At 75.2% G+C, this 17,365-nt stretch carries 18 protein-coding genes, 1 pseudogene and 1 riboswitch; of the genes and pseudogenes, 12 read left to right on the forward strand and 7 right to left on the reverse strand.

Features of this window, described 5'->3' with window-relative positions; all coding sequences use genetic code 11:
- Window positions 1-11: 11 nt before the first annotated feature.
- The 4 genes from J4557_RS18290 to J4557_RS18305 all read left to right on the forward strand — a co-directional run bounded on the left by J4557_RS18290 (window position 12) and on the right by J4557_RS18305 (window position 2,859).
- Window positions 12-1,199, forward strand: coding sequence for a phosphoglycerate kinase (locus J4557_RS18290; RefSeq protein WP_243775973.1), 1,188 nt, complete (start codon window positions 12-14; stop codon window positions 1,197-1,199).
- Between the two features lie 3 nt (window positions 1,200-1,202).
- A complete protein-coding gene (gene tpiA / locus J4557_RS18295) occupies window positions 1,203-1,997 on the forward strand; it encodes a triose-phosphate isomerase (protein ID WP_208267930.1) in 795 nt (264 codons plus the stop codon).
- A 161-nt stretch (window positions 1,998-2,158) separates the two neighbouring features.
- The gene (gene secG, locus J4557_RS18300; RefSeq protein ID WP_173093730.1) at window positions 2,159-2,401 is read left to right on the forward strand and encodes a preprotein translocase subunit SecG; all 243 of its coding nucleotides are present in this window, start codon (window positions 2,159-2,161) and stop codon (window positions 2,399-2,401) included.
- Between the two features lie 83 nt (window positions 2,402-2,484).
- The gene (locus J4557_RS18305; RefSeq protein ID WP_190856304.1) at window positions 2,485-2,859 is read left to right on the forward strand and encodes an RNA polymerase-binding protein RbpA; all 375 of its coding nucleotides are present in this window, start codon (window positions 2,485-2,487) and stop codon (window positions 2,857-2,859) included.
- Between the two features lie 117 nt (window positions 2,860-2,976).
- Here the strand turns inward: J4557_RS18305 and J4557_RS18310 are convergent, their stop codons facing one another.
- Entirely contained in the window at window positions 2,977-4,653 is a 1,677-nt protein-coding gene (locus J4557_RS18310; protein WP_208267931.1) for a substrate-binding and VWA domain-containing protein, read from the reverse strand.
- A gap of 220 nt (window positions 4,654-4,873) precedes the next feature.
- On the opposite strand from J4557_RS18310, the gene J4557_RS18315 reads away from it, so the two are divergent.
- From J4557_RS18315 to glyA, 3 genes and pseudogenes are all read left to right on the forward strand, one after another.
- A complete protein-coding gene (locus J4557_RS18315) occupies window positions 4,874-5,365 on the forward strand; it encodes an Lrp/AsnC family transcriptional regulator (protein ID WP_208267932.1) in 492 nt (163 codons plus the stop codon).
- Between the two features lie 109 nt (window positions 5,366-5,474).
- Window positions 5,475-6,341, forward strand: a pseudogene (locus J4557_RS52185) (DMT family transporter); the annotation flags it as partial.
- 74 nt (window positions 6,342-6,415) lie between these two features.
- Window positions 6,416-6,502, forward strand: a riboswitch (ZMP/ZTP riboswitch).
- 55 nt (window positions 6,503-6,557) lie between these two features.
- Window positions 6,558-7,829 (forward strand): serine hydroxymethyltransferase, encoded by a 1,272-nt coding sequence (glyA, locus tag J4557_RS18325; protein WP_208267934.1) that lies wholly within the window; start codon window positions 6,558-6,560, stop codon window positions 7,827-7,829.
- Here glyA and J4557_RS18330 read toward each other — a convergent pair whose 3' ends face one another.
- Window positions 7,830-8,624 (reverse strand): class I SAM-dependent methyltransferase, encoded by a 795-nt coding sequence (locus J4557_RS18330; RefSeq protein WP_208267935.1) that lies wholly within the window; start codon window positions 8,622-8,624, stop codon window positions 7,830-7,832.
- Complete coding sequence (locus J4557_RS18335) at window positions 8,608-9,678, reverse strand: GNAT family N-acetyltransferase (RefSeq protein WP_208267936.1); 1,071 nt, start codon at window positions 9,676-9,678, stop codon at window positions 8,608-8,610. The genes J4557_RS18330 and J4557_RS18335 overlap by 17 nt, the downstream gene beginning before the upstream one ends.
- Before the next feature lie 183 nt (window positions 9,679-9,861).
- Between J4557_RS18335 and J4557_RS18340 the strand changes: the two genes are divergently transcribed.
- From J4557_RS18340 to J4557_RS18350, 3 genes are read left to right on the forward strand one after another with little or no spacing between them, the layout of a single operon-like run.
- Window positions 9,862-10,572 (forward strand): carboxymuconolactone decarboxylase family protein, encoded by a 711-nt coding sequence (locus J4557_RS18340; protein ID WP_208267937.1) that lies wholly within the window; start codon window positions 9,862-9,864, stop codon window positions 10,570-10,572.
- A gap of 7 nt (window positions 10,573-10,579) precedes the next feature.
- Window positions 10,580-11,167 (forward strand): GNAT family N-acetyltransferase, encoded by a 588-nt coding sequence (locus tag J4557_RS18345; RefSeq protein ID WP_208267938.1) that lies wholly within the window; start codon window positions 10,580-10,582, stop codon window positions 11,165-11,167.
- Between the two features lie 50 nt (window positions 11,168-11,217).
- The gene (locus J4557_RS18350; protein ID WP_208267939.1) at window positions 11,218-12,654 is read left to right on the forward strand and encodes an NAD(P)/FAD-dependent oxidoreductase; all 1,437 of its coding nucleotides are present in this window, start codon (window positions 11,218-11,220) and stop codon (window positions 12,652-12,654) included.
- 4 nt (window positions 12,655-12,658) lie between these two features.
- Here J4557_RS18350 and J4557_RS18355 read toward each other — a convergent pair whose 3' ends face one another.
- From J4557_RS18355 to J4557_RS18365, 3 genes are read right to left on the reverse strand one after another with little or no spacing between them, the layout of a single operon-like run.
- Window positions 12,659-13,441, reverse strand: coding sequence for an isocitrate lyase/PEP mutase family protein (locus J4557_RS18355; protein WP_208267940.1), 783 nt, complete (start codon window positions 13,439-13,441; stop codon window positions 12,659-12,661).
- On the reverse strand, window positions 13,438-14,283 hold the full coding sequence (locus tag J4557_RS49665) for a cytochrome P450 (protein WP_243775974.1): 846 nt from the start codon (window positions 14,281-14,283) through the stop codon (window positions 13,438-13,440). Before J4557_RS49665 ends, J4557_RS18355 begins: the two co-directional genes overlap by 4 nt.
- 10 nt (window positions 14,284-14,293) lie before the next feature.
- Window positions 14,294-14,788, reverse strand: coding sequence for a MarR family winged helix-turn-helix transcriptional regulator (locus tag J4557_RS18365; protein ID WP_208267941.1), 495 nt, complete (start codon window positions 14,786-14,788; stop codon window positions 14,294-14,296).
- A gap of 93 nt (window positions 14,789-14,881) precedes the next feature.
- Here J4557_RS18365 and J4557_RS18370 point away from each other — a divergent pair, with 93 nt between their 5' ends.
- Entirely contained in the window at window positions 14,882-15,970 is a 1,089-nt protein-coding gene (locus tag J4557_RS18370; protein ID WP_208267942.1) for an amidohydrolase family protein, read from the forward strand.
- 10 nt (window positions 15,971-15,980) lie between these two features.
- Here the strand turns inward: J4557_RS18370 and J4557_RS18375 are convergent, their stop codons facing one another.
- The gene (locus J4557_RS18375; RefSeq protein ID WP_208267943.1) at window positions 15,981-16,712 is read right to left on the reverse strand and encodes an aspartate/glutamate racemase family protein; all 732 of its coding nucleotides are present in this window, start codon (window positions 16,710-16,712) and stop codon (window positions 15,981-15,983) included.
- A gap of 97 nt (window positions 16,713-16,809) precedes the next feature.
- Here J4557_RS18375 and J4557_RS18380 point away from each other — a divergent pair, with 97 nt between their 5' ends.
- Window positions 16,810-17,364 (forward strand): helix-turn-helix domain-containing protein, encoded by a 555-nt coding sequence (locus J4557_RS18380; protein WP_307799958.1) that lies wholly within the window; start codon window positions 16,810-16,812, stop codon window positions 17,362-17,364.
- The last annotated feature ends 1 nt before the right edge of the window (window position 17,365 follow it).

The following is a 17,365-nucleotide window of genomic DNA, read 5'->3' on the forward strand; positions in this document are numbered from 1 at the left end:
ACCGCATCCCGATGCGCACCATTGACGATCTGGACGTCGCCGGCCGGAAGGTGCTGGTCCGCGCGGATCTGAACGTCCCGCTGCAGGACGGCAGGATCACCGACGACGGGCGGATCCGGGCCAGCCTGCCCACGATCGAGACGCTGATGGCCAAGGGCGCCAAGGTCATCGTCTGCGCCCACCTCGGCCGCCCGAAGGGCGAGGTCAAGCCCGAGTTCTCGCTCGCGCCCGTCGCGGGCCGGCTCGGCGAGCTGCTCGGCGTCCGCGTGGTGTTCGCCGACGACGTGGTCGGCGCGTCCGCGCACGCCGCGGTCGGCGGGCTCGGCGACGGCGACGTGGCGCTGCTGGAGAACCTGCGCTTCGAGCCGGGCGAGACCAGCAAGGACGACGCCGAGCGCGGCGCGTTCGCCGACAAGCTGGCCGCCCACGCCGACGTCTACGTCGGCGACGGGTTCGGTGCCGTGCACCGCAAGCACGCGAGCGTCTACGACGTGCCGAAGCGGCTCCCGCACGCCGCCGGCGACCTGATCGCCACCGAGGTCTCGGTGCTGGAGAAGCTCACCGAGCGGGTCGAGCGGCCCTACGCGGTGGTCCTCGGCGGCTCCAAGGTCTCCGACAAGCTCGGCGTGATCGACAACCTGCTCGGCAAGGCCGACCGCATCCTGATCGGCGGCGGCATGGTCTTCACCTTCCTCAAGGCGCAGGGCCACGAGGTCGGCAAGAGCCTCCTCGAAGAGGACCAGCTGGACACCGTCCGCGAGTACCTGCGGCGGGCCGAGGAGACCGGCGTCGAGTTCGTGCTGCCGGTGGACGTCGTCGCCGCGACCGCGTTCGCCGCGGACGCCGACCACGACGTGGTCGCCGCCGACGCGATCCCCGCCGACCGGCTCGGCCTCGACATCGGCCCCGAGTCCGGCAAGCTGTTCGCCGCGCGCCTCGCCGGCGCGAAGACGGTGTTCTGGAACGGCCCGATGGGCGTCTTCGAGATGGAGCCCTACGCGAACGGCACCCGCGCCGTCGCGCAGGGCCTGATCGACTCGGGCGCGTTCACCGTCGTCGGCGGCGGGGACTCCGCCGCGGCCGTCCGGCAGCTCGGCTTCGACGAGGCCGCCTTCTCGCACATCTCGACCGGCGGCGGCGCCAGCCTCGAATACCTCGAGGGCAAGACGCTGCCCGGCCTGCAGGCACTGGAGGACTGACCGATGGCCGCCGCGACCCCCGCCCGCAAGCCGCTGATGGCGGGCAACTGGAAGATGAACAAGAACCACCTGGACGCGCTGCTGCTCGTCCAGAAGATGGCGTTCGCGCTGAAGGAGCCCGACTTCGAGGCCGTCGACGTCGTCGTGTGCCCGCCGTTCACCGACCTGCGCACGGTGCAGACGGTGATCGCGGCCGACAACTACGCCATCCAGTACGGCGCCCAGGACGTCTCGCAGCACGCCTCGGGCGCCTACACCGGCGAGATCGCGGCGTCGATGCTGGCGAAGCTGGGCTGCTCCTACGTGATCGTGGGGCACTCCGAGCGGCGCGAGTACCACGCCGAGGACGACGCGCTCGTCAACGCCAAGGCCAAGGCGGTCCTCGGCGCGGACATGAGCCCGATCGTCTGCATCGGCGAGGGCCTGCACGTCCGGCGGGCCGGCGAGCACGTCGCGCACTGCATGACGCAGCTGGACGGCGCGCTGGAGAAGATCCCCGCCGAGCAGGTCCGCCGCACGGTGATCGCCTACGAGCCGGTCTGGGCGATCGGCACCGGCGAGGTCGCCACGCCGCAGGACGCGCAGGAGGTCTGCGGGGCGATCCGCACCCGGCTCGCCGAGCTGTACGACGGCGGAGTGGCCGACCAGGTGCGTATCCTGTACGGCGGCTCGGTGAAGGGCGACAACATCGCCAGGCTGATGGCGCAGGCCGACGTGGACGGCGCGTTGGTCGGTGGTGCCAGCCTGGACCCGGGCGAGTTCGTCAAGATCTGCCGGTACCGGGATCTCCCGGCCTGATCAAAACTGATCAATTCCGCGTGACATGGGGGTTCTTGCCGAACCAGCCGGTAGTTCGTCGTACCCTTCGTAGCTGACGGGTAAACCGCCCGGCTCGATCCTCCGTCCCTACAGACGAGGCCCCGCACCGCGGGGCCGGCCAGAGAAGGCGCTGAAGAACTGTGATCATCGCAACGTCCATCGTGCTCATCGTCACGAGCCTGCTGATGGTGGTCCTCGTCCTGATGCACAAGGGCAAGGGCGGGGGACTGTCCGACATGTTCGGCGGCGGCATCTCGTCGTCGCTCGGCGGCTCGTCGGTGGTGGAGCGCAACCTGGACCGGCTGACGATCGGCGTCGGGGTGGTCTGGTTCGCCTCGATCATCGTGCTCGGGCTGCTGTTCAAGCACAAGGGCGTCGGCTGAGCCGCCCCGTCCAACACGTTCGAGCGCCGCGCCGTCCTCGGAGGTCCCCTGGCGGCGGCGGCACACAAAGCGAGGAGTAGTCCGTGGGTAGTGGCAACGCGATTCGGGGCAGCCGCGTCGGGGCCGGTCCAATGGGAGAGGCGGAGCGCGGCGACGCCGCCCCCCGCGTCTGGGTGACCTTCTACTGCGCCAACCGGCACGAGACCCGCCCCAGCTTCGCGACGGACGTCGCGGTCCCGGAGACGTGGGACTGCCCGCGCTGCGGGTTCCCGGCCGGGCAGGACGCGGAGAACCCGCCGGCGCCGCCGAAGACCGAGCCCTACAAGACGCATCTGGCGTACGTGAAGGAGCGGCGCAGCGACGAGGACGGCGAGGCCATCCTCGAGGAGGCGCTCGCCAAGCTGCGCGAGAAGCGCGCCGCGGTGAAGAGGGCCCTGGAGGCCGCCGGCCGGAGCTGACCCTCCGCCCGCATCGCATCGAGCCATGGCCCGGTCCCCGGCGAGGGGGCCGGGCCGTGGTCTTTCCACGCGGCGGCCGGACGGGGCCTGGACGGCCCTCAGCGGGACGGGGCGCCCTCAGCAGGCCGGGGCGCAGAGCCGCCGCGCGGTGGCCTCGCCGAAGATCCGCAGGATGTCCTGCGGGGCGCGGGCGGTGTAGACGCTGCCGCCGGTGGCGTCGGCGAGCCGCCGCAGCTCGGCGGTGTCGACGTCGGGGCCGAAGCCGATCACGATGATCTGCACCGGGCGGGTCTCGTCGCGCCCGGCGCGCAGCGCGGCGACGGTGCGGTCCAGGGTCGGCCCGCCGGGGTCCTCGTCGCGGCCGTCGGTGAACACCAGCACCGTGTTGACCATCTCCGGCCGGTAGGTGCGCCGCATGTACCGGACGGCGTCGAGGACCGTGTCGTACAGGCCGGTCGCGCCGTCCGGCTTCGGGCGCAGCCCCGCCAGCGCGCTGAGGATGCGCCGGCGCCGCGTGACCGACCCGATCCGCCCGCCGAGCGGGCCCATGGGGACGGTCTGCCGCCAGTCGCGGTCGCCGTCCAGCCGGGTGGAGAAGATCCACTGGCCGAGGTCGGTGTCGTCGGGCTGCAGGGCGAGCCCCTCCTGGGACGCCTGCGCGATCGCCTGGAGCCGCGTCAGCCGGGACCCGGGCACCGGCAGCGCCATCGACCCCGAGACGTCGATCACCGAGAGCATCCGGGAGCCCAGCGTCAGCCGGGCCCACTCCTGCGCCGTCCGCCGGACCAGGGCGGGGCCGGGTTCGGCGAGGACGGCGGGCGGGGAGGCGGCCAGGCCGGCCGTCCGGGCGAAGGCGCCCGGCGCGCGCCCGGCGGGATCGCGGAAGCCCGCCGCCCGGAAGCGGCCGAGGGCCTCCCCGCCGCGCAGCGCGCGCTCGAACAGCCGCGTGCCGGGCCGGTCGTCGATGATCGTGAACGGATAGTCCAGGGACAGGGTTCCGTCCTGCGGGTAGACGGCCTGGACGGCGGCGGCGGGGTCCTTCCGGTTGTGCTCCCACACCGCCTGCTCGGGGACGGCCAGGACGGGCGCCGGACGCGCCGCGGTCCCGGCGAGCGCGCCGAACTCGCCGGCGACGTCCGGTGCGGTGCTCTCGCGCACCGACCGCGCGAACGCCGCGAACGAGGCGTCCCCCTCGCGTTCCCGTGCGATCAGCAGGGACGCGATCCCGGCCCCGGTGCGGGACGGGTCGGCCAGGGTGAGCCGGACGGCCCGGGAGCGCCGCTCGTCGGGCTCCGCCGCGTCCAGCAGGCCCTTCCAGGTGCCGGGCGTCCCGGAGGCCCGCGAGCGCGGGACGGCGGCGACCAGCGGTGAGCGCGCCAGCGGGCCGCCCACCGCGCGCGGCGGCCGCGCGAGCATCCGCAGCCACAGCGAGGAGTCGGGCACCCACACGTCCGGGCGGCGCACGCCCGCGCCGGCGGGGATCTGCCCGGACAGCAGCGCCGCCACGCCCGCCGGACCCGCCGCCCGCACGGTGACCCGGACGCACTTCCCGCGCGCCCGGTGGTCCGCGCCGTTGAAGGCGCCGGCGGCGGCCGAGACGGCCGGCGCCAGCTCCGGCGCGACGGCCGCGTCGACGGTCGTCACACCGCCGGAGCACGCCGTGATCGCCGAGAGCGCGTACACCGACGTGCCGAGCACCGCCGCGATCGCCATGCACACGACCGCCACGGCCCGGCGCGCGCGCCGGGTCCGCCGCCGCGCGCGCCGTCCCGTTTCCCGATGCGCCCCGCTCACGATGACCTCGACTCCCCGTGGGGCTGCCCGTGCCGCCCGCTGTGGGCCGCCAATTGTCGGCGCCCGGCCGGACCGGAGGCATCGGCGAAATCACCGGTCCCTCCCGTCCCGCGCTGGAGCCCGGCGGGCAACGCCGAATATTCTTCGGATGTCAGCGCGCCGCGGCGCATCTTCCGCGCGGGAGTTCGGGACGCGGCGGCGAGTTCGGGAGGGGAGTCCCATGGACGCGGTCGACCAGGCGATCCTGCGGCGGTTGCAGCGGGACGGGCGGCAGACCAACAGGGAACTGGCCGAGGCGGTCGGCATCGCTCCGTCCACGGCGCTGGAGCGGACGCGTGCGCTGCGCTCGCGCGGGGTCATCACCGGCTTCCACGCGGCGGTCGACTTCGAGGGGCTCGGCCGCGGCGTGCAGGCGCTGATCTCGATCCGGATCCGTCCGCAGTCGCGCGAGGCGATCGAGTCGGCGCGCGACAGCATGGCCGCGATGCCCGAGGCCGTGGGCGTCTTCGTCGTGACGGGCAACGAGGACCTGTTCGTCCACGTGGCGGTGCCCAGCACGACGTACCTGCGGGACTTCGTGCTCGACCGGCTCGCCCGCCGCAAGGAGTTCGTGGACGTCCGCACCCTCGTGGTGTACGACTACGTCCAGCCGAAGGAGCAGGGCGAACTTCCGGTGGCCGACGGCCGGATCGGGCGAATGCCGTACGCCTGAGACCGCGTTGGCCGCTTCGAAAGCGAAGAACCGGCGGGTCATGGCCTCAGATCCGAACGTATGACGGTTGAGCACGCCGACAACCGCATGCCTGCCTAGCTTCGGAGGCATGGACCGACGAAACAACCCGTCCGCCGTGCTGCTGGTGCTGGCCGCCGGAGTCCTGTGGGGGACGGTGGGCCCGGCGCAGGTGCTGGCGGGCTCCGCCGCGAACCCGGTCGCGGTCGGCGGCGCGCGGATCCTCTCCGGCGGGGTGATCCTCGCCGCGCTGGTGCTCGCGGCCGATCCGCGGGCGTTCCGGACGCTGTCACGGCGCACGTGGCCGCCGGTGGCCGCCGCGTCCGCCGCCACCGGGGTCTTCCAGGCGTCGTTCTTCAGCGCGGTCGGCCGGACGGGCGCCGCGGTCGCGACCGCCGTGGTGTTCGGGCTCGCGCCCGTCTCGACGGGGCTGTGCGAGCGGCTGGTGCTCCGGACGCGGCTCGGCGGGCGCTGGTGGGCGGGGACGGCCTGCGCGATCGGCGGCGTCGCGCTGCTGACGGCGCCGGGCCCCGACGCCCGCGTCGACCTGCTCGGCGTCGGGCTCAGCCTGGTCGCCGGGACGTGCTTCGGCGTCTACACGGTGTCGGCGAAGGTCCTGACCGGCCGGAGCGGGCCGGGCGGCGGCGCCACGGGGATGGCGGCGGCGGTGTCGGTGACGCTGCTGGCCGGCGGGTCGGTGCTGCTGCCCTGGACGCTCGCGGACCTGCCCGCGCTCGCCGCGCCGCGGTCGGCGGCCCTGGTGGCGTGGCTCGGCGTCGCCGCGACCGCCGCCGCCTACATGTTCTTCGTCACCGGCCTGAACCGGGTGAGCGCCGCGACGGCCGGGACGCTGAGCCTCGCGGAGCCGCTGGTGGCGGCCGTGCTGGCCGTGGCGGTCCTGGGGGAGCGGATGTCGGGGCGCGTCGCGGCCGGGGCTGTGCTGCTGCTCGGCGGGCTGGTCGTGGTGTCGCTTCCCGCGCGGACCCGCCCGGACCGCCGGACCCGGCGGGAGCCGGAGGCGGCTCGCTATGATGGGGCGAACGCGACTGGCGCAGTCAAGGTGGAGACGACCACCGGGGAGCGAAACTAGTCCGCACACCGCGCGCCTGGGTGTACGGGTCCCCTGGCCGGGGCGCCCGCAGCGCGTTCCGGCGCGAGCAGCGCGGAGGTAGTCGTGCACGAGCCCGCCGTCCCCCATCTGCAGGCCGAGGACCCCGAGATCGCCGGGCTGGTCGAGGCGGAGGCCCGCCGCCAGTTCGAGAAGATCCGGCTGATCGCCTCGGAGAACTACGTGTCGCCGGCGGTGCTGGAGGCCACCGGCTCCGTCCTGACCAACAAGTACTCCGAGGGGTACGCCGGCAAGCGGTACTACGAGGGCCAGCAGAACGTCGACCCGATCGAGCTGGCCGCCGTCGCCCGGGCCGAGGAGCTGTTCGGCGTCGAGCACGCCAACGTCCAGCCGTACTCCGGTTCGCCCGCGAACCTCGCCGTCTACATGGCGTTCCTCGACCCCGGCGACCCGGTCATGGGCCTGTCGCTGCCGATGGGCGGCCACCTGACGCACGGCTGGTCGGTGTCGGCGACGGGCAGGTGGTTCACGCCCGTCCGGTACGAGGTCCGCGCCGACACCGGGCGCGTCGACATGGACGAGGTCCGCGACCTCGCGCTCAAGGAGCGGCCGAAGCTGATCTGGTGCGGCGGGACGGCGGTGCCCCGCACCATCGACTTCCCGGCGTTCGCGGAGATCGCCCGCGAGGTCGGGGCGGTGCTGGCCGCCGACATCGCGCACATCGCCGGCCTGGTCGCCGGCGGCGCGCACCCCTCCCCGGTGGGCCACGCCGACGTGATCACCACGACCACGCACAAGACGCTGCGCGGCCCGCGCGGCGCGATGATCATGTCGACGGCCGAGCACGCGAAGGCGGTCGACAAGGCCGTGTTCCCCGGCCTGCAGGGCGGCCCGCACAACCACACCACCGCCGCGATCGCCGTCGCGCTGAAGGAGGCCGCGGCGCCGGACTTCTCCCGGTACGCCCACCAGGTCGTGGCGAACGCGAAGGCGCTCGCGGCGGCGCTGCTGGAGCGCGGCTACGACCTGATCTCCGGCGGCACCGACAACCACCTGATCCTCATCGACCTGACGAACAAGGGCGTCGCGGGCAAGCCCGCCGCGCAGGCCCTCGACCGCGCCGGCATCGAGCTGAACTACAACGCGGTCCCGTTCGACCCGCGCAAGCCGTTCGACCCGTCGGGGCTGCGGCTCGGCACCGGCGCGATCACCACCCGCGGGCTGGACGAGGCGCGGATGCCGCGGATCGCGGCCTGGATCGACGAGGTCGTGCGCGCCGCCGCCCGGGGGGACGAGACGGCCGTCGAGCGGATCGCGGGCGAGGTCCGCGAGATGCTGGCCGGCTACCCGATGCCGGGGTGGGCGCCCACCCCGTGATCAGGACGCGCGCAGGATCGTGATCATGCGCCAGGCCTCGGGATCGGTGAGGGCCACCGCGTCCGCGCCGGTCCCGAAGTCGCCGTACCGGGCGGCGACGTCCAGCCCGCCCGCGAGCCGGATCGCCGCGTCCAGCTCGGTCGCGGTCCAGAACCGGTAGGGGACGACGTCCTCGATGACGCGGGTCGCGCCGTCCGCCTCGATCGTCATCGTCACGCGGTCGTCGGCGATCTGGGTGACGGGATCGAGCCGGTCGGTGGGCTCGCCCCACCGGACGGTGGCGCGCACGCCGTCGCGCTCGACCGTCCAGCCGGTGCTGACGCTCGGGTCGTCCGAGAGCCGGTCGCGCGGGTGCGACATCTCGATCACGTACAGCCCGCCGGGCGCCAGGTGCGCGGCGACCCGGCGCAGGTGCGCGACGAACGCGTCCAGCGTCATCAGGTGGGACGTGGAGTCCAGCATGGTCAGCACCAGGTCGAACCGGCGGCCGAGGTCGAACGCCGTCATGTCGTCCCGGACGACCTCGACCGCGACCCCGGCGCGCCCGGCCTCGCGCGCCGCGTACGCGCACATCGCCGGACTGAGGTCCAGCGCGGTCGCGGTCAGGCCGCGGCGGGCCAGCTCGCGGGCGTGCTCGGCGGGCCCGGCGGCCAGCTCCAGCACCGTCCGGACCGGGCCCGCCGCGCCCGGGCGGTGCTCGGCGCACCAGCCGAGCAGCACGCCGGTCTCGGCGCCCACGTCGCGGAACGAGCAGGCCAGCTCGTAGGCCCAGGGGTCGTCATAGATGCCGGTCACCCCGCCATCCTGCCAGCGCGCCGGGGGCGGGGCGGCCGTCCGCCCGCAGCCTGATCTCCACGATGGACGGCTCCTCGGTGCGCCGGGTCCGCCCGCCGAGCGAGGTCAGCAGGCGCCGCATCCGCACGTTCTCGCTCAGCGCGGTCGCGCGCAGCTCCACCAGGCCGCGCTCGCGGGCCAGCGTCAGCAGCAGCTCGGCGAGCGCGCGGCCGAGGCCGCGGCCCTGCCAGCCGTCCTCGACCAGGAACGCCAGCTCCGCGACGCCCGGATCGAGCACGTGGATCAGGTGCGCGAGCGCGAGCAGCGACCCGTCCGGGCCCTCGGCGACGAGTGTCAGGCCGTGCGCCGGGTCGCAGAACCGCTCGATCGCCCGCGGCGGCGGGTACGGCTTCGGGCTGAAGTAGCGCATCCGGCGGCTGTCCAGCGAGCATCGCTCGTGCAGCGCGCGGATCGCGCCGGCGTCGCGGCGCTCGATCGGCCGGACGGTGACGTGCGTCCCGTCGCGCAGCGGCAGCCGGCGGGACGCCGGGCGCGGCGGCTCGGCGGGCAGCGCCGCGCGGACGAGGGCGTCGGCGCGCGCCGCCTCCGTCGCGGTGAACGGCAGGCCGTACCGCCGGAGCCGGACGGCCCGCCCGTGCCCCAGCGGGACGGTCAGGACGTGCTCGTCGCCCGCGTCCGCGTGGTCGGAGGGACGCGCCCAGGCGGACTCGTCGGCCCGCAGCAGCTCGGCGAGGACCTCCGGGACCGCGTGCGGCTCGGCGCGCAGCCGGGAGGCCAGCACCAGCGCCCGCGTCGGCTCGTCCACGAGCTCGTGCGGCCGGGCCGGGCGGACGGCCGTGCGCGCGCCGCCCGCCGCGGCGAGCGCCTCGGCCAGCTCCCGCGGCCCGGCGGCGCCGGACGGGACGTCCACGAGGAACTCGTCGACCACGCCGCAGGTGTCCACCTGGACGGACAGGGAGAGGATGTTGGCGCCGCGGCCGGCCAGCGCGGCGGTCAGCAGGGCCAGCCGGCCCGGCCGGTCCTCGATCTCGGTGCGGATGCGGAACAGCGGCATGGAACGTTCCCTTCGCGGGCCGCCGGCCGGGTCGCGTGCGATCCGGGTCCGGCCGGTGTCCGGTGCGGACGTGGCCACTCTGGTCCACGGCTGTTACGCGGGCGCTACGTCATCGTGAGCGCGCGGTTTCACATTCCGGACGAGGGCTTGAGAGGCCCGACGCGACGGCCTAGCGTGCGGTGAGTGATCGACCCCGTGAGCGGTGAGCACGTCAACGACCCACCCCGGCACGGGCCGCTCGCGGCCCGCCTGCCCCTGCTGTCCCCCGACTCGCTCGGCGCCGAGCAGCAGGCCGTGTACCAGGCCCTGACCGGCGGTCCCCGCGCGGCCGGCGGCGACGACCCTCCGGGCTCCCGGGCGAAGGCCCGTGCGCTGGGGTTCATGGACGGCGAGGGCCGCCTCCTCGGACCGTTCAACGCGATGCTGTACAGCCCGGCCGTCGGGATGCCGCTGCAGGACCTCGGCGCCGCCCTGCGGTTCCGCACCGCCTTCACCAAGCGCGAGCGGGAGATCGCGACCCTCGTCGTCGCCGCGCACCTGCGCTCGGACTACGAGTGGTACGCGCACGAGCGGCTCGGCCGCCGCGCGGGCCTGCGCGAGGACGAGCTGGACGCGCTGCGCGAGGGCCGCGCGCCGATGCTCGCCGACGCCCGCGAACGCCTCGTCCACGAGGCCGCCCGGCAGCTCGTCGCCGAGAACGACCTCGCCGACGCCGTCTACACCGAGGCGGTCGCGACCCTCGGCCGGCCCGCCCTCGTCGAGCTCGTCACGCTCGTCGGCTACTACGCGGCGCTGGCGACGCAGCTGCGGGTGTTCCGGGTCGGCGTGCCCGACGGGGAGCCCGCCCCGCACTGGCCCGAGCCCGCCGCCGGCGGCCGGGCGCCCGACGAGTGAGGCCGCGATGACCGAGACGCTGCTGACGAGACGGCTCGCCCTGCACCCCATCGGCATGCCCGACCACCACGCGCTGCTCACGCACTGGACCGGCCCGGTCGTCCGCCGGCACCTGTTCGACGGCGCGTCGATCTCGCCCGTCCAGGTCACCGAGATCATCGAGACCAGCGAGCGGGACTTCGCCACCGAGGGCTACGGCCTGTGGGCGCTGCGGCCCCTCCGCCGGGGGCTCGCGCCCGCGGAGCCGCGGCCGGGCGCGCCGCTGATCGGGGTGGCCGGGCTGCGCGGCCACGAGGGCCCGTTCGACCGGGGGGTGGACGTGGAGATCCTCTACAGCCTCGAACCGGACCGGTGGGGGCAGGGGCTGGCGGCCGAGGCGTCCCGCGCGGTGCTGGACTACGCGTTCGGGGTGGTCGGGCTGCGCCGGGTCACCGCCGAGTTCGACCCCGACAGCGCGGTGTCCGCCGAGGTCGCCGCGAGCCTCGGGATGCGGCCGTGGCGCGGCGGCGCGGACGGCCCCGACGGCGTGTCCTACTATGCCGCCGACCGGTCCGGATGGCTCGGATCCCGTCGTGGGATCGACGCTGTGCCATAGAATCCGTTGCCCCCTACCATTCGGACTGTCGGATACAGCAGTATGAGCGGATGAGCTCCTCGTCCGGCCGGGCGCCGCTGGCGCCCGGCTTCGCCAACGGCGGCGTCTCCCACTGGTACCGGCGGACCGGCCGTCCCGAACCGGGCCCCCGGCTGCCCGGCCCGCGCGCCGCCGACGTCTGCGTGGTCGGCGCCGGCTACACCGGCCTCTGGACGGCCTACTACCTCAAGCGCGCCCGCCCCGAGCTGGAGATCGTCGTGCTGGAGCGCGAGTTCGCCGGGTTCGGGGCGTCCGGCCGCAACGGCGGCTGGGTGCTGGGGGAGATCGCCGGATCGCGGGAGCGGTACGCCGCCCGGCACGGGCGCTTCGCCGCCGTCGCGCTGCAGCACGCGATGTTCGACGCGGTCGACGAGGTGATCCGGGTCGCCGCCGCGGAGGGTATCGACGCCGACCTGGTCAAGAGCGGGGTGCTGCACGTCGCCCGCAACGCGGCGCAGCGGGCCCGGCTCGCCGCGATGGTCGCCGCGTCCCGCGACTGGGGCTGGACGGAGGAGGACCTCGTCCCGCTGCCCGCCGCCGAGCGCGACGAGCGGCTGCGCGTCGCGGGCGCGACGGCCGCCGCGTGGAGCCCGCACTGCGCCCGCGTGCAGCCCGCCAAGCTCGTCCGGGGCCTGGCGGAGGCGGTCCGCGGCCTCGGCGTCCACGTCTACGAGCGGACGCCGGTGGTCCGGATCGTGCCGCGGCGCGGCGCGGTCCCGGCCGCCGCCGTCACCCCGAACGGCACCGTGACCGCCGAGTACGTGCTGCGGGCGACCGAGGGGTTCACCGCCGAGGTCGGCGGCCACCACCGCGACTGGCTGCCGATGAACAGCTCCATGATCGTCACGACGCCGCTGCCGCCCGCCGTGTGGGACGCGATCGGCTGGGACCGCCGCGAGCTGCTCGGCGACCTCGCGCACTACTACATGTACGCGCAGCGGACCGCCGACGACCGCATCGCGTTCGGCGGCCGCGGCCGGCCGTACCGCTACGCGTCCCGGGTGGACGACGGCGGCCGGACGGAGCCCGCGACCGTCGCCGAGCTGTGGTCGATGCTCGCCGCGATGTTCCCGGCGGCCGCCGGGCACGGGCGGGTCGCGCACGCCTGGTCCGGCGTCCTCGGCGTGCCCCGCGACTGGTGCTCGACCGTCGTGGTGGACCACGCGTCCGGGCTCGGGCACGCGGGCGGCTACACCGGCCACGGCGTCGCCACGGCGAACCTCGCCGGGCGGACGCTGCGCGACCTCGTGCTGCGCGAGGACACCGAGCTGACCGCGCTGCCGTGGGTGGACCGGCGCGTCCGCCGCTGGGAGCCGGAGCCGCTGCGCTGGCTCGGCGTCCACGCGATGTACGCGCTCTACCGGGCCGCGGACGCCCGCGAGTCCGCGACCTCGTCGCCGCGGACGTCCGCGCTGGCCCGCCTCGCCGACGCGATCACGGGCCACTGACGCCTCAGCGTGCGACCAGGGCCTGGACGTCGCCGTAGGAGAAGGCGGGGGCCTCGGCGGTGGCGCCGGTGACGTCCAGGGCGGACGCGACCGCGGCCTGGAGCGCCTTGCGGAACAGCAGCGATCCCGTGCTGACCCGGCGGACGCCCAGGTCGGCGAGCCGCGCGACATCGGTCCTGCCCGGCGTGAAGAGCACGTTCAGCGGCACGTCGACCGCGTCGACGACGGCGCGGACGTCGTCGTCGGCGGTGATGCCGGGGACGAACACGCCGTCCGCGCCCGCCTCGGCGAACGCCCGCACCCGGCGCAGCGTCTCGTCCATGTCGGGTTTGCCCTCGGCCAGCCAGAACGTGTCGGTACGGGCGTTCAGGAACACCTGCGGCGCGGCCCGCTTGACCGCCGCGATGAGCGCGGTCTGGTGGTCGAGCGGGGCGAGCGTCCCGTCGGAGCGGCCGTCCTCCAGGTTCACGCCGGCGATCCCGTACGAGGCCAGTTCCGTCGCGAGCCCGGCCACGTCGGAGACCCCCGCGGAGAAGCCGCCCTCGATGTCGACGGTGACCGGGACGGGCAGCCGGGCGAGGCTCCGCGCCAGCGCGACGGTCTCGTCCCGCGCGTCGCCGGTCGCGTCGCTCTTCCCGGCCGCGGCGGCGACGCCGAGACTGGTCGTCCCGACGGCGGGGAACCCCGCCTCCGCCAGCGCCGCCCCGCTCGCGAAGTCCCACGCGTTGGGCAGGAGGAGCGGGCCGTCGCCGTGGTGCAGGTCCCGGAACGTCTGCGGATGGTTCATCGGACGGACTCCAGGTCGTTGAGGGCCTCGACCGCGCCCGCCGCCAGCTGCACGGCGTGGTCGGCGGCCGGGCAGGGCCGGCGGCCGGTCCCGAAGGTCAGGTGACGGGATTCCCCGCGCCCCGGATCGAAACGGTCCGGCTCGGCGAACACCGCCGGGTCCCGGTTGGCCGCGCGCAGGTCGAGGGTGACGGTGGCGCCCTCGGAGATCTCGCGTCCGCCGAAGGCGAGGGCCGTGCGGGTGACGCGGCGCATCGCCGGGACGGGCGGGTCGAAGCGCAGCGTCTCGGCGATGACGGCCTCCATCGGGAACCCGCGCGCCTCGGGGCGCCGCGACGCCGGGAGGACCGCGCGGACGAGCCCGGCGGTGGCCTCGTACGCCTGCATGTAGACGGCGATGCGGTTGGCGACCTCCTCGTCCGGACCCGGTCCGAGCAGCCGGGCGAGGGCCGCGACGGCCGCGTCCGCGCCGTCCCGCCCGGCCCCGGTCAGGTAGCCGGACGCGGCGGCGGGCAGGGCGGCGGTGAGCGCGTCCAGGTCCGTGACGCCGAGCGCCTCGCCGAGCGCGGAGATCGGCGCGAGGTCCGGCGCCTCTCCGGCCAGGATCCGCTCGCGCGTGCGCCGCCGCAGGCGGGCCGGGTCGGCCTCGTCCAGGGACCGTGCCACGACGGCCAGCCGCCGGCCGTGCTCGGCGCCCTCGCTGAACCGGCAGACGGCGCCACGCAGCCAGGTCAGCGACCCGCGCGGCGCCCCGCCTTCCGCAGCGGGAACGACGAAGCGCTCGTCGGCGAGGATGGTGCTCACCTCGGCGTGCCGGGTGATGACCAGGTCGGTGTTCGCCATGCCCCCGAATCTAGGGAGGGATCGTTTCGCCACCGGTCGAAATGTCGCCGGCGCGGTCGGCGATCCCGGTGAGGAGCTCGACGAGCCGGGCGCGGTCGCCGGGGGCGAGGACGCCGAAGAGGCGGGCGCCGACGGCGGCGGCCGTCTCCGCGGACGCCCGGGCGCGCCGCCGTCCCTCGTCCGTCAGCTCGATCGCGTAGGCGCGGCGGTCGTGGGCGGCGCGCTCGCGCCTGGCGAGGCCGGCGTGCTCCAGCTCGTCCATGATCCGGACGACGGCGGACTTGTCCAGACCGAGCAGAGCGCCGAGGCGCCGCTGGCTGGTGGGCCCGAGCCGGTCGAGCGCGGCCAGCACCGCGTGGTGCTTGGTCTCGATGCCGAGCGGCCGCAGCTCGCCGCCCAGGGCGCCGCGCGCGGCGCGGTGGGCCGAGGCGAGCAGCAGGCCGAGCGCGGTGTCGTCGGTGCGCGGGTCGCCGAGCGGGGCCCGGTCCGGAGGTTCGGTCTGCACATCCGCGATTTTAGTCGCCGACGATATGGTCTCAATTGAGACGTTCTTACATGCTTCTATTTGGGCGGCTCCGGCGGGAGCAGGGAGAGACGCATGCGTGCGGAGGACGGCCGGCTGACCGGAGGGCCGAGCAGGCGGCGGGTGATGACGGCGGCGGCGGCGACGGCCGCCGCCCTCACGGGAGCGGGGACGGGCACGGCCTCCGCCCGTCCCGGCGGGGGCGGCCGGCGGGAGGGACGGATCGACACCCATCACCACGCGCTGCCTCCGGACATGAGGGAGTGGGCCGTCGAGCACGGGCTTCTGCCACGCGAGGGCGGCCCCGACTGGGGCCGGTGGGATCTGAACGAGACCCTCGACACCATGGACGCCCTGGGGATCGCGGCGGGCGTCGCGTCGGCGCCCGCGCCGTCCGAGGCGTTCCGCGACCGCGCGCTCGCCGTCTCGGGCACGCGGGTGTTCAACGAGTCGCTGGCCGGTCTCGTGCGGGACCACCCTGCCCGGTTCGGCTTCTTCGCCTACCTGCCCCTGCTCCACGTCGACGTCGCGATCCAGGAGGCGGCCTACGCGCTGGACGAGCTGGGTGCCGACGGCGTCCTGCTGATGGCCAACGCGGGCGGGCGCTACCTGGGCGACCCCGCGTTCGAACCGCTGTTCGCCGAGCTGGACCGGCGCGGCGCGGTCGCGTTCGTCCACCCGGCGGGGCTCGCGGACGTGCGTCCCGTCCCGGGCGTCGAGGAGTGGATCGCCGACTTCATGCTCGACACGACCCGCACCGCCCTCAGCCTCGTCAACGCGGGCACCCTGGACCGGCACAGGCGCCTGTCGGTGATCCTCGCCCATGCCGGCGGCTTCCTGCCCTATCTGGGCGGACGCGTCGAGCACGCGGGCCGTCAAGGCGAGGGGCCGAACCCCGCGGCGTTCCGGCGGGCGGTGCGGCGCTTCCACTACGACACCGCCATGCCGATGTCGCCCTACGCGACGCCGTCCCTGCTGGCCGCAGCGGGCGCCGGGCGCCTGCTGTTCGGCACCGACTGGCCGCAGGTCACCCGTCCCGAGGTGGACAGGACGACGGCGCTGCTCGACCGCGACCCGTCCCTGGATCGGCAGGCGCACGCCGCCGTGAACCGGGAGAACGCTCTCCGGCTGTTCCCGGCGCTGGCCCGCCGGCTCAGGCGGTGACGGCGGGCCCTCAGGCGGTGGTGGTCGGACCGCCGCGCCAGGACGGCATCGGGCGGCGGCCCGCCGCGACCTCGAACGCGGCGCGGGCGAGCAGCCGCGTCGAGTCCAGCGTCGGCAGCGGCGACGCCTCCGGGGTGACCAATAGCGGGATCTCGGTGCAGACCAGGGCGACGGCGTCGCAGCCGCGCTCGGCGAGCCGCTCGATGATCCGCGCGTAGGCGCGGCGGGACTCCTCGGTCACGACGCCGTTCACCAGCTCGCCGAAGATGATCTCGTGCACGCGGTCGCGGTCGGCGGCGTCCGGCACCTCGGCCGCGATGCCGCGGGCGGCGAGTTCGCGCGGGTAGACCGGGCCGTCCATGGTGTAGCGGGTGCCGAGGACGCCGACGCGGGTCCGGCCGTCGCGGGCGGCCCGGTCGGCGACGACCTCGGCGATGTGCAGACCGGGAAGCGCCAGGTCGTCGCCGGGACGCTCCAGCGCCATGTGGGCGGTGTTGTCCGGGCAGGCGAAGAACGTCGCCCCGGCGGCGGCCAAGCGCCGGACGCTCTCGGCGAGGACGGCGCGGACGGCGTCGTGGTTGCCCGCCTCCCAGTACGGCATGCTGCGCGCGAGCGCGATCAGGTCGAGGGTGACGTCGGGATGGTCGTCGGGGCCCAGCTCGCGGAAGCCCTCGTGGCAGAAGGCGCGGAAGCACAGCGCGGCGCCCTCCGCGCTGTGGGCGAGGATGCCGAGATGCTCCATGACCGCTCCAGTCCGTTATGGCGAACAACTGTCCATTAGAATGAACAACCATCGTCGCGTTCGTCAAACTGAACACTCGGACGTCTGGAGCGAACACGTGGGCAACCTCGACCTGATCGCGCTGATCGCCGCCTCGATCCGGCGGGAGCGCGCCCGCGCCGGGCTGACCCAGAGCGGGCTGGCCCGGCGCGCCGGCATCGCCAAGTCGACGCTGTCCCAGCTGGAGGCGGGCACCGGCAACCCGAGCGTCGAGACGCTGTGGGCGCTCGGCGGCGCGCTCGGCGTGCCCTTCAGCCGCCTCGTCGACCCGCCCCGGGCGGGCGTGCGGGTCGTCCGCGCCGGCGAAGGGCCCGCCACCCGCTCGGAGCAGGCGGACTACACGGCGACCCTGCTGGCGTCCTGCCCGCCCCACGCCCGCCGCGACGTCTACCGCGTCGCGGCGGAACCGGGGGAGCCGCACCTGTCCGACCCGCACCTGCCCGGCACGACCGAGCACGTGATCCTCAGCACCGGCCGCGCCCTGGCCGGCCCCGCCGACGATCCGGTCGAGCTGGCGCCGGGCGACTACGTCGCCTACCCCGGCGACGCCCCCCACGTCTTCCGCGCCCTGGCCCCTGGCACGACCGCCACCTTCATCATGGAGCACACCTGAC

This window comes from Actinomadura nitritigenes, from assembly GCF_017573545.1.
Classification (GTDB): domain Bacteria; phylum Actinomycetota; class Actinomycetes; order Streptosporangiales; family Streptosporangiaceae; genus Spirillospora; species Spirillospora nitritigenes.

Coding starts and splice junctions, on each gene's coding strand:
- J4557_RS49665 (WP_243775974.1), bottom strand. CDS start 14,283: ATGGCGAACACCGACCTGGTCATCACCCGGCACGCCGAGGTGAGCACC.
- tpiA (WP_208267930.1), top strand. CDS start 1,203: ATGGCCGCCGCGACCCCCGCCCGCAAGCCGCTGATGGCGGGCAACTGG.
- J4557_RS18355 (WP_208267940.1), bottom strand. CDS start 13,441: ATGAACCATCCGCAGACGTTCCGGGACCTGCACCACGGCGACGGCCCG.
- J4557_RS18345 (WP_208267938.1), top strand. CDS start 10,580: ATGACCGAGACGCTGCTGACGAGACGGCTCGCCCTGCACCCCATCGGC.
- J4557_RS18290 (WP_243775973.1), top strand. CDS start 12: ATGCGCACCATTGACGATCTGGACGTCGCCGGCCGGAAGGTGCTGGTC.
- J4557_RS18335 (WP_208267936.1), bottom strand. CDS start 9,678: ATGCCGCTGTTCCGCATCCGCACCGAGATCGAGGACCGGCCGGGCCGG.
- J4557_RS18375 (WP_208267943.1), bottom strand. CDS start 16,712: ATGGAGCATCTCGGCATCCTCGCCCACAGCGCGGAGGGCGCCGCGCTG.
- J4557_RS18370 (WP_208267942.1), top strand. CDS start 14,882: ATGCGTGCGGAGGACGGCCGGCTGACCGGAGGGCCGAGCAGGCGGCGG.
- J4557_RS18350 (WP_208267939.1), top strand. CDS start 11,218: ATGAGCTCCTCGTCCGGCCGGGCGCCGCTGGCGCCCGGCTTCGCCAAC.
- J4557_RS18315 (WP_208267932.1), top strand. CDS start 4,874: ATGGACGCGGTCGACCAGGCGATCCTGCGGCGGTTGCAGCGGGACGGG.